The organism is Roseibium sp. AWQ4_254, assembly GCF_056161025.1.
On record NZ_JBSWYH010000023.1, the window covers coordinates 97,758 to 112,432 of the forward strand.

The following is a 14,675-nucleotide window of genomic DNA, read 5'->3' on the forward strand; positions in this document are numbered from 1 at the left end:
CAGGCTTCGGCTGTGAAGACGGCGTTTTCATGGCCATCAGCGCCCGGCAGCGCCGGTCCGTCGAAAAGCGTCAAATCCATCAGGATCTTGGCAGGCCGCGCGCTCCGCAAAGCCCTTGCTTGCGCTCCTCCAACAAGTGCGCTGACGTGCCTCCGCGCCAGGGCCAACTTGAGACGACAAACCACGGCAGGTTTGCGTGATTCTGCCCGCTTGTGCCCCCGAAAGGTCTGCGGGGATGGCCGCCGCCTGCCGGATCAGCTGTCTTTGCGCGCTTTGGCCGCGCTTTTGCGCCGGCGCAAATTGGCCCGCAACGCCTCTGCCAGCCGGTCTTCCCGCGACGGCTTGGCCGGTTTCGCCCCTTCAGGCCCGGCTTGCGCTCCGGCCTCGCCAGACGCATCACCAGCGCCCCGCTGAGGGTCTATGTGTTGAGGGCCGGTCGCCTCCGGGCTCTTGCCATCTCCGCTCATTGCGTGCGCCTTTGTCTTCCCCTGGTCCCCGATAGATCCTCAGAAAATCTTTCCCAGGTCTTCATCAACAGATCCCCGCAGACCTTCAGCAGAGATCTGCTCCGGTCTGTATCCGGCTTCTTGTGCCCGACCACTGCTGCAACAGCAAGTCTGTGGGCGCCCTGCCCGGTCCGGCTCACATATCCACAGGCGGTCTGCGCGGCCAAAAGGCCGTTGAAAATCAGGCCGGGCACGGCGTTTGCCCAGCCTCACCGGCCTGACTGGCAAGCGCCTTGAAAAAAAACCAAAACACAGCTTGCGTCCCAAAGCCGCTTATGGCAAAAGCGCCCTCATTCCGGTCGGCCGCGCTGATCGGGGCCAGCAGGTGCGTCCCGAACCACTTTGATTTTCTTGAAAATCCAGTGCCGACGCCAGGCTTTTTCAAAAAGCCCAATGCTGCCGTAGCTCAGGGGTAGAGCACTCCCTTGGTAAGGGAGAGGTCGAGAGTTCAAATCTCTCCGGCAGCACCATCGTTTCCCAACAAAAACAGTAGCATAACAAACCGTGTCGGCAAGCCACTATCAATCTGTGGTCGACAAACGCTGTTTAATGGCGTTCGAAAGTGGTGCAGATTTGGTGCACCACGTGTCTGGACCTGTGACGTTTTATGCCGCTCCAGGTTCTCATTTACGCGGCCCTGGCTTCGAATGCCAAGGCGCTTTTCTGGCGGGCAGAATTGGGAAGAGACGGTCGAGCGACGGGAGCCCGTTTGCGTTGAAGACTTAACCGCAAATCAAATTGGAAAGATGTTGATTGCCTGTGTCATGCGCCCAACGTGCCCCCGGGACCTGCGAGCAACTTCCGGACCATGCACTGAGCCCGGCCAATTCCCTGTCCCAAAGGCTTCCGCCTTTCAGGCCTGCCTGTCTGCCCGTCTCATGGAAACGGAAAACGGTATCTCATACCAAGCGCACTTGATGATGACCTATTTGACCGTGCTTGGATGGTCTTCGGCTAGGAGCGCGTCGCAGGCCGATACGGGGTATCGGGCCAGACGTGCGACAACGTCCGGAGTCCCTCCAAGCGCGGCCTCCGGTGACCCAATTCCGCCCAACGGACATCGTTGCACCGCTTATCCGGTCAACCAGACCGGGTCGCGCGATGCGCCTAGCCGTTGAACGGAATTGGGGCATCAAACAGGTCATCATCAAGTGCGCTTGGTATCAGGCCTCAAGGGGGATCTCGTGTCAGAGTGCACGCCCGCGCACGGCGTCCAAACGGTGTTCACGCCCCCCGCGTGGAAGGTCTGAGCTGCCCTGCTCTGCCTGCTTGTCTTTCTCCGCCTCCGCCTCCGTCTCCGTGGCCGCAAACACCGCGCCGATACCGATCAGAATCGGGCCGCCATCGGTCAAGGATGCCACGCCGCCGGCCAGGGCCGAAAGGGGGCCGTGCCAGGTGGCGGCGGTGGGGCGGGAGATGCTGGTCATGAGGCGCGCCGGGGTGTCCGGGGCGCAGCCCCTTTCCATCAGCCGGGCGCTGATCTGCCCGGCCATGCGCCCGCCCATGTAAAAAACCGTGGTTGTGGCCGGATCCGCCAGGCCCTGCCAGTCGACGGTTTCGGGCAATTGGCCGTTTTTGGCGTGGCCGGTGACAAACCGCACGGACTGGGCGTGGTCCCGATGGGTCAAGGACACGCCCAGCTCGGCCGCCATGGCGGAGGCGGCGGTGATGCCGGGCACGATGGTGGCCGGAATGCCGGCCTCTGCCAGCTCACGCAGCTCTTCGCCCGCCCGGCCGAAAATGGCCGGGTCGCCGGATTTCAGCCGCACCACATGTTTGCCGCGTCTGGCAAGGCGCACCATCAGGGCGTTGATCTCCTCCTGGCGGCAGCTGTCCCGCCCGCCGCGCTTGCCCACCAGCAGGCGCCGGGCTTCCCGGCGGGCCAGTTCCAGAACACTGTCATCCACCAGATCGTCAAACAGGATCACATCGGCCGATTGCAGGGCGCGCATCGCTTTCAACGTCAGATGCTCCGCGTCTCCCGGCCCCGCGCCCACAAGCGTCACCCGGCCGGCCGGCGCGTCCTGCGCCTCGCGCAGCAGATCTTCCAGGCCGCCCGCTCCGGCCAGATCCGGAGCCGGGCGGGTGGAAAAGGCAAGATCCGTAAACCGCTCCCAGAACCGGCGGCGCTCTGCGCCTGCCGACAGCGTCTCAAGCACTTTGGCCCGCAGGTTTCCGGCCAGCTGCGCCCAGCCGGTCAAGGCAGGTGGCAGCAGGGTTTCAATGCGCCTGCGGATGGCCTGAGCGAGAATCGGCGCCACCCCGCTGGTGGAAATGCCGATCACCACAGGCGAGCGGTTGACGAGGGAGCCGAACTGAAAATCACAGAATTGCGGGCGGTCGATGAGATTGACCGGCACCCCGGCGCTGCGGGACGCGCAAAAGAACGCCTGGGCCTCACCCTCGCTTTGGGCATCGCCAATGGCCAGTGCGGCTCCGGCAAAACTGTCCGTCCCCCAAGGCCGGGCGTGATGGTGAAAGCGGCCGGTTTCAGCCCCGCTTTGGCCGCTGCTTTGGCCGCCGTCCTGGTCTTGATCCGGCGCATTGTCCCGATCCTGATACCCGTTCTGAGCCTGCTCACCGGCCAGGCCCTCTCCAGCCAGAAGCGCCTCAAACGCGGAGCTCAAGACCGGGGCATAGATATGGACCTCGGCCCCGGTGGCGGCCAGCAGCTCCGCCTTCCAGGCAGCGGCGTCCGAGCCGCCCGCCAGCACAACCTTGCGCGCTTTGAGCGGAAAAAACAGGGGCAGACTGGCCAGCGACCCGACCCGGGCACGGCGCTTTGCCGGGCGCTCAACCGGCTTGCGCAATCTCGGCGCCATCAGCGGTCTCCTTCGCAACCGTGTCAAGAATGGACTGGATTTCGGAGCGGCAGGAGCCGCAATTGGTGCCCGCCTTCAAACAGGCCCCGATGGCCGCCTGGCTGCCCGCCCCCTTTGCGGCAGCCGCCGCGATCTGCGCGCTGCCCACCTGGAAACAGGCACAGACCAGAGCGCCCGTGTCCGGCCGGTCCGCAGGCGGTTTGGCACCCAGCACCTGAAACCGGTCCTTGCGGGCCATGGGCGCGGCTTCCAACAGCCCGCAGGCCCATTGACGCGCCACCGTTACCGGCTGGCGGGCGAAGAAAAACGCGCCCAGAAAGGTCTCCCCGTCCCAGCCGGCCACCCGCAGCAGCCCCACGCCCTGGTCCTCCATCTGCAACAGCTCAGCGCCGGGCCCAAGCGCGGTGCGGGCCAGCGCGGCAAGATCGGCATCTTGCTGGCCTGCCAGCTCTACGCGCCAGCCGCCTGGGGCCGGGGCCAGAGCCCAATAATCCGTTGCGAGCGCCCCGGGCTTGTGCCTCAGCACCGCAAAGCCGTACCAGGTGACGGGCTGTTTGGAGAGCGCAACGGGGGTGAATTTCAGCCCCGGCTGGCCGGATACCGGATCGGTGTCAGGGGCGACCACCGCATCCACACGGCCGTTGGACGCAAACTGATCCGTCCAGTGCATGGGCACAAACACACGGCCCTTGCCCGTGCGCTCCGTCACCAGGGCGCGCACGGTCACCGCCCCATGGGGGCTTTTGATCTTCACAAGATCCGCCGGGCCGATGCCAAGCGCGGCCGCATCCTCCGGATGCACCTCCACAAAGGGTTCGGCAATATGGGCCGACAGCCGGGCCGTCTTTGCCGTGCGGGTCATGGTGTGCCACTGGTCGCGGATGCGCCCGGTGTTGAGCACAAAGGGAAAACGGCGCGGCCGTTTGCGCGGCAGGGCCTGGCGGACCGCAATGAAATTGGCGGTCCCGTCCGGAGTATAGAAGCCGCCGCTGCCAAAAAACCGCGAGTCCGCCGCGCTGGTCTGCCCGTCCGGGCAGGGCCATTGCACCGGCTCCAGGTGATCAAACCCGGCCCGGCTCAAATCCTTCAAGGCGCTGATATCGAAATCCCGGCTGCCGTCATTTTCAAGGCCGGACAGGGCCGCGTGCTCACGGAAGATCGCGTCCGGGCCGCCATAGTCAAAGGCTGCGGCAAAGCCCATGCGCCGGGCCACTTGGCTGAGCTGCCACCAGTCCGGCCGTGCTTTGCCCGGCGGGCTCAGAAAAGCCCGCTGGCGGGAGATCCGCCGCTCGGAATTGGTCACCGTGCCGTCCTTTTCGCCCCAGGCGGCAGAGGGGAGCAGCACATCCGCATGGGCGGCCGTGTCCGTATCCGCCGTCACATCGGAGACCACCACGAAGGGGCAGATTTTTAGCGCCACGGCGACCGCATCCGCATCGGGCAGGCTGTCGGCCGGGTTGGTGGCCATGATCCAGAGCGCCTTGATCTGGCCGTCGCGCACGGCGCGGAACAGGTCCACCGCCTTCAGGCCCGGCCGGTCCGCCATGGCCGGGCTCTGCCAAAAACGCTGCACCAGCGCCCGGTGGGCCGGGTCTTCCAGCGCCATGTGGGCCGCCAGCATGTTGGCAAGGCCGCCAACCTCCCGCCCGCCCATGGCATTGGGCTGGCCGGTGACCGAAAACGGCCCCATGCCCGGCTTGCCGATCCGCCCGGTTGCAAGATGCGTGTTGACGATTGCGTTGACCTTGTCGGTGCCGGTGACAGACTGGTTGACCCCCTGGCTGTAGAGCGTGACGGTTTTTTCCGTGCGCGCCACCATGGTGTAGAAGGTCGCCAGATCCCTGGGCGCAAGACCCGTTGCCTCTGCAATCCGGTTGATTTCGCACGGCCCGGCGGCAGTGAGTGCCGCCTCAAGGCCGCTGGTATGGGCGCCGATATAGGCCTCATTCAGGGCCCCGGCTTCCGACAGGAATGCCAGAAGACCATTGAAAAGCGCCACATCCGTGTCGGGGTTCAAGGCCAGATGCAGGTCCGCCAGGCCGGTAGTGGCTGTAGTGCGGGGGTCAACCACCACAACCCGCATATGCGGATTTTCAGCTTTTGCCGCCTCCACCCTTTGAAACAGTACCGGATGGCACCAGGCCAGATTGGAGCCCACCAGCACCAGCAGATCGCAGCTTTCCAGATCCTCATAGGTGCCCGGCACCGTGTCGCTGCCAAAGGCCCGCTTGTGGCCCGCAACGGACGAGGCCATGCACAGGCGCGAATTGGTGTCGATATTGGCGGAGCCGATAAACCCTTTCATCAGCTTGTTGGCGGCGTAATAATCCTCGGTGAGGATCTGGCCGGACACATAAAACGCTACGCTGTCCGGCCCATGCCTGCGCACGGCTTCGGAAAACCGGCGGGCCACAAGATCAAGCGCCGTGTCCCAGCTGCTTTCAGTGCCGTTGATGTTCGGGGTCAGGAGCCGGCCGTCCAGCGACAGGGTTTCCCCGAGCGCGGAGCCCTTGGAACAGAGCCGGCCGAAATTGGCCGGATGCTCCGGATCCCCCTGAATGGCAACACGGCCATCCGGCTGAAGTGTCGCCAGAACACCGCAGCCCACGCCGCAATAGGGGCATGTTGTCCTGACCGTCTTGTGTTCGGTTTTAACGGTCACCCTTGCCTCCTCTCCTCCCCAGTCCCGGGCGTGCCGCGAGCCAGCCGCCGCCAGTTGCCGGGGGATTGATGGGGTTGGTACTCATGTGTCCGGTCAGCAAGCATGCCGGGCCGGAGCCCTGGCTGCCATCAGCGAAGATCTGTTCTTCCAGTGCATGGCCGTACCGCACGCCACAGCTCCAGGACCGGCAGGGGCCGCGTCAGGGTCTGCCGCCCCGTGTTCTGGGCTGCCGCCGGTCTGATTTTGATTTCCGCCGTTGCAGCTGCGCATTTTTGCCTCATCCGGCAAGGCTGCAACGGCCGCCATAGGGTCCAGGGGAGCCCTCCCCTGATAGGCCTGGCCGAAAATCAGGGTCTCGCGCATCTGCGAAACATCCGTCTGGTTTTTCAAAAGATCAAAGAACCAGGGACCATCTGCGGTCTCCCCGTAGAGCACCGCCCCGACAAGGCGGTCGCCTTTCAGAACCAGGCGCTTGTAGACACCGGCGGCCGCATCCTGCAGCACGATCTCTTCCCGGTCGCCGGCTTGCGAAAAATCCCCGGCGGAATAAAGATCCACGCCGGTCACCTTAAGCTTGGTGGCGGTGACCGACCCGCCATAGGTGTGCGATCCGCCCAGAAGATTGTCCGCAACCACCTTGGCCATATCATAGAGCGGGGCCACCAGCCCGTAGCACTGGCCCCGGTGCTCCACACATTCGCCAAGCGCGAAAATATCCGGATCGGATGTGCGCATGTCATCGCCGACCTTGATGCCGCGCCCGACGGTGAGCCCTGCGGATTGCGCCAGTTGCACCGCCGGGCGGATGCCCACGGCCATGACGATGAGGCTGGCGCTGATCTCGGTGCCGTCCTCCAGACGGATTGCCTTCACACGGCCCGTGCCGTCATCGACGATCTCCCGGCTGTTGGCCTGGGTGCGCACCTCAATGCCGCGCCGCCTGAATGCGTCTTCAAGAAGCGCCCCGGCCGCTGGATCAAGCTGGCGCTCCATCAGGCCCGGCATGAGATGCAGCACCGTCACTTCCATGCCCTGCTGCCTCAGCCCGGCAGCCGCCTCAAGGCCCAGCAGGCCGCCGCCGATCACAACCGCCCGGCCGCCCCGGGCAGCGGCCTTCAGCATCCGGCCGACATCATCCAGATCCCGGTAAGTCAGCACGCCCTCAAGGTCCCGGCCCGGCAGCGGAAGAATGACCGGGCTGGAGCCGGTAGCGATCACCAGCTTGTCATAGCTGGCCGTCTGGCCGGTTTCCGCGGTCACTGTCCGGGCGTCCCGGTCGATCCGGGTCACCCTGGCCCCCTTGTGCAGGGTGACATTGTGGCCTGTGTACCAGGCGTCCCCGTGTGTGATGATGTCCTCATAGGTCTTTTCCCCCGAGAGCACCGGCGACAGCATGAGGCGGTTGTAGTTCACCCTCGGTTCGGCGTTGAAAATGGTCACGTCAAAGGCATCGGCGTCCCTCTCGAACAGGTGTTCGAGCATACGCCCCGGCGCCATGCCGTTGCCGATGACAACAAGCTTCTGTTTTGTCATGTGTTTCACTCCGCAGCTTCCACCGCAGCCTTCTGACGGGCCATGCGGGCGGCCCGTTTTTCCTGAATGGAAGTAAGCTGGTCTTCGCTCGGGTCCGCGCCCCCTTCATAGGCTTCCAGGAAATCCAGAAGCTCTTCCCGGTAGGCGTAGTAATCCGGATGGGCGAGCAGGTCTTTACGGGAGCGCGGACGCGGCAGATCCACCTCCATGATATTGCCGATGCGGGCATTGGGCCCGTTGGACATCATCACCACCCGGTCGGCCAGCAAAATGGCCTCGTCCACGTCATGGGTGACGCAAACCGCCGTCACCTGGGTGCGTTTCCACACATCCATCAAGACGTCCTGCAGTTCCCAGCGGGTCAGGCTGTCCAGCATGCCGAAGGGTTCGTCCAGCAACAGCAGCTTGGGCGACAGTGCAAAGGCCCGGGCAATGCCAACCCGCTGTTTCATACCGTTGGACAGGTCCACCGCCGCCTTTGTCATGGCATCCGCCAGTCCGACCTTCGAGAGGTAATATTCGATGACGTCGCGCTTTTCGGCCTTCGAGGCATGGGGATAGACCTTGTCGACCCCAAGGGCGACATTCTCATAGGCGGTCAGCCAGGGCATCAGGCTGGGCGCCTGAAACACCACGGCCCGGTCCGGTCCGGCCTGGGTCACATGGGTGCCGTCCAGAACAATCGCGCCTTCCGTGATCGGGTTGAGGCCCGCCACCATGGACAGGACCGTCGACTTGCCGCAGCCGGAATGGCCGATCAGGGTGATGAACTCGCCCTTGGTCATCTTCAGCTCGAACCCGTCGACTACCGTCAGCGGCCCCTTGGGCGTCGGATAGACCTTCTTCAGCTGAGAGAATTCCAAATACCGGTCGTCCCTGACGGTCTCCGCCGCCCGCTCATAGGCCGCCGGCAACGGGTCCTTGTCCCCGGCACGCTGGGTGATCGGCACGATATCCGGCAGCACGATGTCGCGCTCCAGATCCGCCCCGCGTTCCGCGCCAGCTTCCATGAGATATTCCGTAATTTCAGCGCGCAGGCGGATGAAATCATCATCATGGTTGAGGTCACCGCGTTCGCGCGGGCGTTTGAAAGGCACCTTGAATTCCGGCCCGAGCGTCGCCGCTGCGCCCGGTTTCAAGGGCAAGATCCGGTCCGCCAGAAGAATGGCCTCGTCGACATCATTGGTGATGAGTACGATGGTCTTCTTTTCCTTGTCGCAAATGGCGGCAAACTCGTCCTGCAACTTGGCGCGGGTGAGCGCGTCAAGCGCCGACAGCGGCTCGTCCAATAGCAGAAGGTCCGGCTGCATGGCCAGCGCCCGCGCCACGGCCACCCGCTGACGCATGCCGCCGGAAAGCTCCGCCGGTTTGCGGTCACGGGCATGGGAGAGACCGACCATCTCGATATAGCGGTCACAGATGGCCTGTCTTTCCCGGGAAGACTTTTTCCTGAACACCGTGTCGACCGCCAGGGCCACATTTCCGGCCACCGACAGCCAGGGCATCAGCGAATAGGACTGAAAAACAACGCCCCGGTCCGACCCGGGCCCGTCAATCTCCTTGCCCTTGAAGACGATGCCGCCCGCGTCAGCGTCAATCAGCCCGGCCAGAAGGGAGATAAGCGTGGTCTTGCCGGTGCCGGAAAAGCCAACAATGGCAATGAACTCGCCCTCCTCCACCTTCAGATTTATATCCTCCAGCACGGGCGTGCGGTTCGCGCCTTCGCCATAGGCCTTGGAGACAGCGGAGATTTCCAGAAAGGACATACCGGCTGCTCCCTAGCGGTTGGCGCTGAAGGTGAAGGCGCGCTGCAGGGCGAACATCAACCGGTCGAGCATGAAGCCAATCAGGCCGATGGTCACAACTGCTACCATGATCTTGGCCAGCGACTGGGAGGATCCGTTCTGGAATTCATCCCAGACGAATTTGCCCAGCCCCGGGTTCTGCGCCAGCATTTCCGCAGCAATCAGGACCATCCACCCCACGCCCAGCGACAGGCGCAGGCCGGTGAAGATCAGCGGCAGGGACGAGGGCAGAACCAGCTTTGTGATCGTTTTCCAGGTGGGCAGCTGCAGCACCCGGCCCACATTCATCAGATCCTTGTCAACCGAGGCGACGCCCAGCGCCGTGTTTATGAGGGTCGGCCACATGGAGCACAAGGTCACGGTCACCGCCGAGATCAGCAGGGATTTCGACAGCCAGTCATAGGGATTGGCATAGGTGGCCGAGACGATCATGGTCACGATGGGCAGCCAGGCAAGCGGCGAGACCGGTTTGAAAATCTGGATCAGGGGATTGATGGCCCCGTTAAAGGCCCGCGACAGGCCAGATGCGATACCCAGCGGCACGGCAATCACGGTCGCAATCAAAAAACCGAGACCGACCGTCTTCAGCGAGGTCCCGATCTGGTCAATGTAGGTGGGTTTGCCGGTATAGGTGCGCCACTTGATCTTGTCGGTCTTGCCTTCAGCTTCATATTTCGCGTTGCGCTTGTCCTGACGGTCATAAAATGCGGCCGCCTTCTCACGCTCGCGCACATGGTCGTCCCACAGGTTAACCGCCTGGCTCCAGACCTGGGCCGGACCGGGCACGGCCCCGAGCGAGGTCTGGACCTGGGGCGCCAGCACGCCCCACAGGACGAGAAAAGCAATGATGCCCAGCAGGGGGATCAAAAGCACACGCTTCAGCTCCCTCAGCTGCTCCTTAGAGCTGTCACCGGCTGCCATTTTCATCAGGGGAACCAGCCAGGAGAAGCCTAGGGCATCCAGCCAGCCACCGGTCTTGTTGATCCAGGTGAACACTTTTTCTTTCCGGGCAGCCCGGGTCAGATCTTCAGATCCGGCAGTCTCGGCATTGGCCATGGGAAAAGTCCCCGATGTGGAGCAATTCCTGGAACGGCGGACTCTGGTTCTGCGTCCGGAATTGCGTGAAAACAAAGAGTTGGGACAGGTTTTTGACGCTGATTTGAAGGTACCTGCTCCAGCACATCAGCCTGCGTCCGCAAACACGGGACCGGCAGACCCTGCTGCCGGTCCCGGGCAGGCCTTAGCCTCCCACGACGGAATTACCGTCCACGACCTGCTTGTCCTTCAGGCCAATCGGCAAGCTGTCGATATAGGCGTTGGGCTGTTTGCCGTCATAGGGAATGCCGTCAATAATGTCGGCTGCCGGGGTCGGTTCGCGGTAGCCATCGGTATCCCAGGGGAAATCCTCTTCGGCCACGTGGCCTTCTTCCACCAGCATGCGCGCAGCTTTCAGGTAAATGTCCGGCTGATAGACGGATTTGGCGACCTCGTCATACCAGCTGTCGGGCTTGTATTCCGGGATCTGCCCCCAGCGGCGCATCTGGGTCAGGTACCAGACCGCATCGGAATAGAACGGATAGGTGGCATAGTAGCGGTAGAAGACGTTGAAGTCGGGCACTTCGCGCTTGTCGCCCTTTTCATATTCGAACGTGCCAGTCATGGAATTGGCGATCACTTCCGCATCCGCCCCCACATATTCGGACCGGGCGAGGATTTCGACCGCTTCCATCCGGTTGGCGTTGTTGTTCTCGTCCAGCCACTTGGCGGCCCGGATCAGAGCCTTGGTGATAGCCAGCGTCGTGTTCGGGTTTTCCTCGGTGAACTGCTTGGTCAGGCCGAACACTTTTTCCGGGTTGTTCTTCCAGATCTCATAGTCGGTGATCACAGGCACGCCGATGCCCTTGAAGACCGCCTGCTGGTTCCAGGGTTCACCGACGCAGTAGCCATAGATCGTGCCCGCTTCCAGGGTCGCAGGCATTTGCGGTGGCGGGGTCACGGAAAGCAGCGCATCGGCCTGGATCTGACCGGAAATATCGGTCTTGGAATAGAAGCCAGGATGAATATCGCCAGAGGCCAGCCAGTAGCGCAGCTCGTAATTGTGGGTGGAGACCGGGAACACCATGCCCATGTTGAAGGGTTTGCCTTCATCAATGAACTGATCCACCACCGGCTTCAGGGCAGAGGCCTTGATCGGATGGACCGGCTTGCCGTCGGGCTCCATTTCAATGTGGGGTTTCATCATCTCCCAAATCTCGTTGGACACGGTGATGCCGTTGCCGTTGAGATCCATGGAGAACGGCGTCACGATATGCGCCTTGGTGCCAAAGCCGATGGTCGCCGCCAGCGGCTGGCCAGCCAGCATGTGGGCACCGTCCAGCTCGCCGGTGATGACCCGGTCCAGAAGCACCTTCCAGTTGGCCTGGGGCTCAAGGGTGACAAACAGCCCCTCATCCTCGAAATAGCCAAGCTCATAGGCAATGGCCAGCGGCGCCATGTCGGTGAGTTTGATGAAGCCGAAGGTCAGCTCGTCCTTTTCCACATCCAGCATCTCGGCAAAGGCCGTCGAGGCCGGGCCAAATGCCGTGGCCGCCATCAAGGCGCCGAGTGCCAGACGGCGGGTCATCCCGTTTTTCGGTGTCTGTGTCACGTCCTGTTCCCTCATACGTTCCGCGTCCTTTAACCAGACGCTGACTCACAAAAAGAAAGCCGCCGTCTTGACCTGCGCATGGGAGGAGGAGATGCAGATCAGAACGGCGGCTTTGCCTGGGCGCCCGTCTCTGGGCGCTATATGATTTCGGCCAGCGTCGGCCTCACGGAATTCACAGCAGGAAGCGTGCCAACTTGGCAGATATTTTTTCTTTCTTTTTTTTCAATATTTTAGTTCAACCCTCTGGCTCTCTTGGGCGCGCACCCGCTCCAAACGTGCAGCTCTTTTTTCAGGCAGACGCCTTTTCTTTGTGCAATGCAGCGTTTCTTCGACCGCCCCGGATCAGGCTGCCTGGACCGATCCAGAAAGCGCCGCGTTCATCCAGCTTCAAACTGCTTTGTCTTTTGCATTCACATCTCTGGTGTCTGGCAGCGACGAGCACACCCGATGAAGCGGGATTTGGTTTAGAGTATCGCGCGATAAGTCTGCACGATGCTCTAGCCAGCGGCCTGATCGAAAAGGGACATGGGGGGCGCGTCCGGCTGACTGCCGATGTTCAAGGCCTGCCGGTAAGTGTTGGGACAAAAAACCCCGGCAACGGTCGCCATGGCCTCAGGCTCAATGGCCTCGGCCTGCCCCCAGCGCACCATCTGCTCGTAAAACCATTGGCCCTGGGCCGGAGATGGAGCCGCCTTGGCACCACCGGAAAAGGTCAGGAAATCCGGGATCGTACGGGAGGTGGTGCGGCCAAACCGCATCTCACCGCCAAGGGCCGGCCGGCAGATCTCCGGCGCGCAGGCCAGATAGTCCGGACCGGACAGAATAGACGTCAGCCGCCCCACATTCTGCGGGTCTGCGCACCAGTCCGCCGCCCGCGAGACGGCCCTTAAAAGAGCCGCCAGGGTTTCGGGATGCGCTTCGGCCCAGCGGCGCGTGACCCCCAGCACCTTTTCCGGGCTGTCGGGCCAGATCGCCTGTTTATAGGTGGCGATCCGGCCGGTTCCGGCCACCACGGCGGCCGTGTTCCAGGGCTCACCAACGCAATAGCCGTCGAGCTGCCCCGCCGCCAGGGCGTCCGGCATGAGCTGAGGGGCCAGAACGGTGATTTCGACATCCCGGTCCGGGTCGATCCCGGCCGCTGCCAGCCAGTAGCGCAATTCATAGGCGTGGCCGGAAAAGGGATGCACGACCCCGAAACGCAAGGGGGCCTCGTCCTTGCCTGCCCGCAGCGCCAAGACCTTTGAAAGCGCTGCGCCTGTGGAGGCTGGGCCACCCGTGCGGTCGGCCCCGTTCTCCACCATGTCCTGCCACAGCGCCGTCGCCACGGTGATGGCATTGCCCCCAAGGCCCAGCACCATGGGCGCCAGCATGGGCACGGCAAGGCTTGTCAGATTGAGACTGGCCGCAATCGGCATCGGCGCCAGCATATGGGCCACATCGAAATGCCCGACCCCGACCCGGTCGCGGATATTGGCCCAGGAGGTTTCCCGCACCAGCTTCAGGCTGATCCCCTCCTGCTCGGCAAAGCCCATCTCATGGGCCGCGACCAGAACCGCACTGTCCAGAAGCGGAATGAAGCCCGCGATTACGGGTGTCAACGGCTTGTCCATGATCCTCCGGTCTCCCTGATGGCCGCTCCTCCCCGGCCAGTTTGTCCTGTCCGCATCCGTCACTCTCCCAGCAGGCCACTGGCGATGACAAGGCTTTGGGCCACATCGATGATCTTGCGGCTCTGATTCATCGCCGTCCGGCGCAACAGGTCATAGGCTTGCTGTTCCGTCAGCCCTTTCGATTTCATAAGAATGCCCTTCGCCCGGTCGATGGTTTTGCGGTCCGCCAGCTCCGTGCGCGCATCTTCCAGATCCTGGGCCAGTTTGGAAAAGGCCCTGAAGCGACTGACGGCCATGTCCAGAATCGGTTTGACCCGCTCCCGCTTGAGGCCGTCGACCACATAGGCGGACACGCCCGCATCAACAGCCGCTTCGATGGACTGGCTGTCCGCCCTATCGACAAACATGGCAATCGGGCGCTGGACCGCGCGCGAGACCTGAAACATGTGTTCCAGCTGGTCCCGGTTCGGGTTTTCCAGATCAATGACGATCACATCCGGGTTGATGTCCGCGATCTGCCGGACAAGGCCATCCATCTGATGCACGAGAATAACGGACTCGTGGCCGGCATCGCGCAGTCCTTCTTCGATAATGGACGCGCGGATCTTATTGTCATCGATGACGAGGATCGAAATGCCACTGCTCATGCCCGCATTATGCGCAGAGCTATTTTTTATGCAACAAACATACTGCAGCGCAGCAAGAATTTGAGCCACCGGTCACAACGCGAGGATTTCCCTGCAGCTGAAACACCTGTTTACGGCACGCCTTGCCCGCCTGAATGGCCAGGGGCCCGCCCGTCTTGCCTGCCCCCGACCGGCTCTGTCTGCAGGCCCGCCCCAAAAGACGGAGCAGGTTTCGTCAAGGCCGGTCTGGCTCTCCCGTTGCGCTGGCCTGTTCGAGGGCAAACAGCAAGAGAAACCGCCGGTCAAACGGGTTGGCTTCAGGGCCCGTCTTCTAAGGTCTGTGGACATTTAGCGCAATGCGATGATCGCTGCGGCCAGGTTCCATGAGGCTTGATAGCTGGTATCGGTTTTATCGTATCTTGTATTTATGCCTCTGAACTCTTTGATTTTGCTGAAATAGTTTT

General features: G+C 62.6%; 8 protein-coding genes, 1 tRNA gene and 2 pseudogenes. 1 reads left to right on the plus strand and 10 read right to left on the minus strand.

What is annotated here, in order from left to right:
- Positions 1-254: 254 nt before the first annotated feature.
- On the minus strand, positions 255-467 hold the full coding sequence (locus ACXAIC_RS17810) for a hypothetical protein (RefSeq protein WP_475183097.1): 213 nt from the start codon (positions 465-467) through the stop codon (positions 255-257).
- 434 nt (positions 468-901) lie between these two features.
- Here ACXAIC_RS17810 and ACXAIC_RS17815 point away from each other — a divergent pair.
- Positions 902-976: transfer RNA gene (locus ACXAIC_RS17815), tRNA-Thr, on the plus strand.
- A 717-nt stretch (positions 977-1,693) separates the two neighbouring features.
- Here ACXAIC_RS17815 and cysG read toward each other — a convergent pair.
- The 9 genes and pseudogenes from cysG to ACXAIC_RS17860 all read right to left on the minus strand — a co-directional run.
- Entirely contained in the window at positions 1,694-3,328 is a 1,635-nt protein-coding gene (cysG, locus tag ACXAIC_RS17820) for a siroheme synthase CysG (RefSeq protein ID WP_475183100.1), read from the minus strand.
- The gene (locus ACXAIC_RS17825; RefSeq protein ID WP_475183105.1) at positions 3,300-5,990 is read right to left on the minus strand and encodes a molybdopterin-dependent oxidoreductase; all 2,691 of its coding nucleotides are present in this window, start codon (positions 5,988-5,990) and stop codon (positions 3,300-3,302) included. The genes cysG and ACXAIC_RS17825 overlap by 29 nt, the downstream gene beginning before the upstream one ends.
- 252 nt (positions 5,991-6,242) lie before the next feature.
- A pseudogene (locus tag ACXAIC_RS17830) lies at positions 6,243-7,523 on the minus strand (NAD(P)/FAD-dependent oxidoreductase); the annotation flags it as partial.
- A gap of 5 nt (positions 7,524-7,528) precedes the next feature.
- Entirely contained in the window at positions 7,529-9,289 is a 1,761-nt protein-coding gene (locus ACXAIC_RS17835) for an ABC transporter ATP-binding protein (protein ID WP_475183110.1), read from the minus strand.
- Positions 9,290-9,301: 12 nt separating this feature from the next.
- A complete protein-coding gene (locus ACXAIC_RS17840) occupies positions 9,302-10,384 on the minus strand; it encodes an ABC transporter permease (RefSeq protein WP_475183115.1) in 1,083 nt (360 codons plus the stop codon).
- A 184-nt stretch (positions 10,385-10,568) separates the two neighbouring features.
- The gene (locus tag ACXAIC_RS17845; RefSeq protein WP_475183139.1) at positions 10,569-11,951 is read right to left on the minus strand and encodes a CmpA/NrtA family ABC transporter substrate-binding protein; all 1,383 of its coding nucleotides are present in this window, start codon (positions 11,949-11,951) and stop codon (positions 10,569-10,571) included.
- Positions 11,952-12,472: 521 nt separating this feature from the next.
- Entirely contained in the window at positions 12,473-13,585 is a 1,113-nt protein-coding gene (locus tag ACXAIC_RS17850) for a CmpA/NrtA family ABC transporter substrate-binding protein (RefSeq protein ID WP_475183120.1), read from the minus strand.
- 59 nt (positions 13,586-13,644) lie between these two features.
- Positions 13,645-14,232 (minus strand): ANTAR domain-containing response regulator, encoded by a 588-nt coding sequence (locus tag ACXAIC_RS17855; protein ID WP_475183128.1) that lies wholly within the window; start codon positions 14,230-14,232, stop codon positions 13,645-13,647.
- A 327-nt stretch (positions 14,233-14,559) separates the two neighbouring features.
- Positions 14,560-14,675 (minus strand): annotated as a pseudogene (locus ACXAIC_RS17860) (IS5/IS1182 family transposase); the annotation flags it as partial.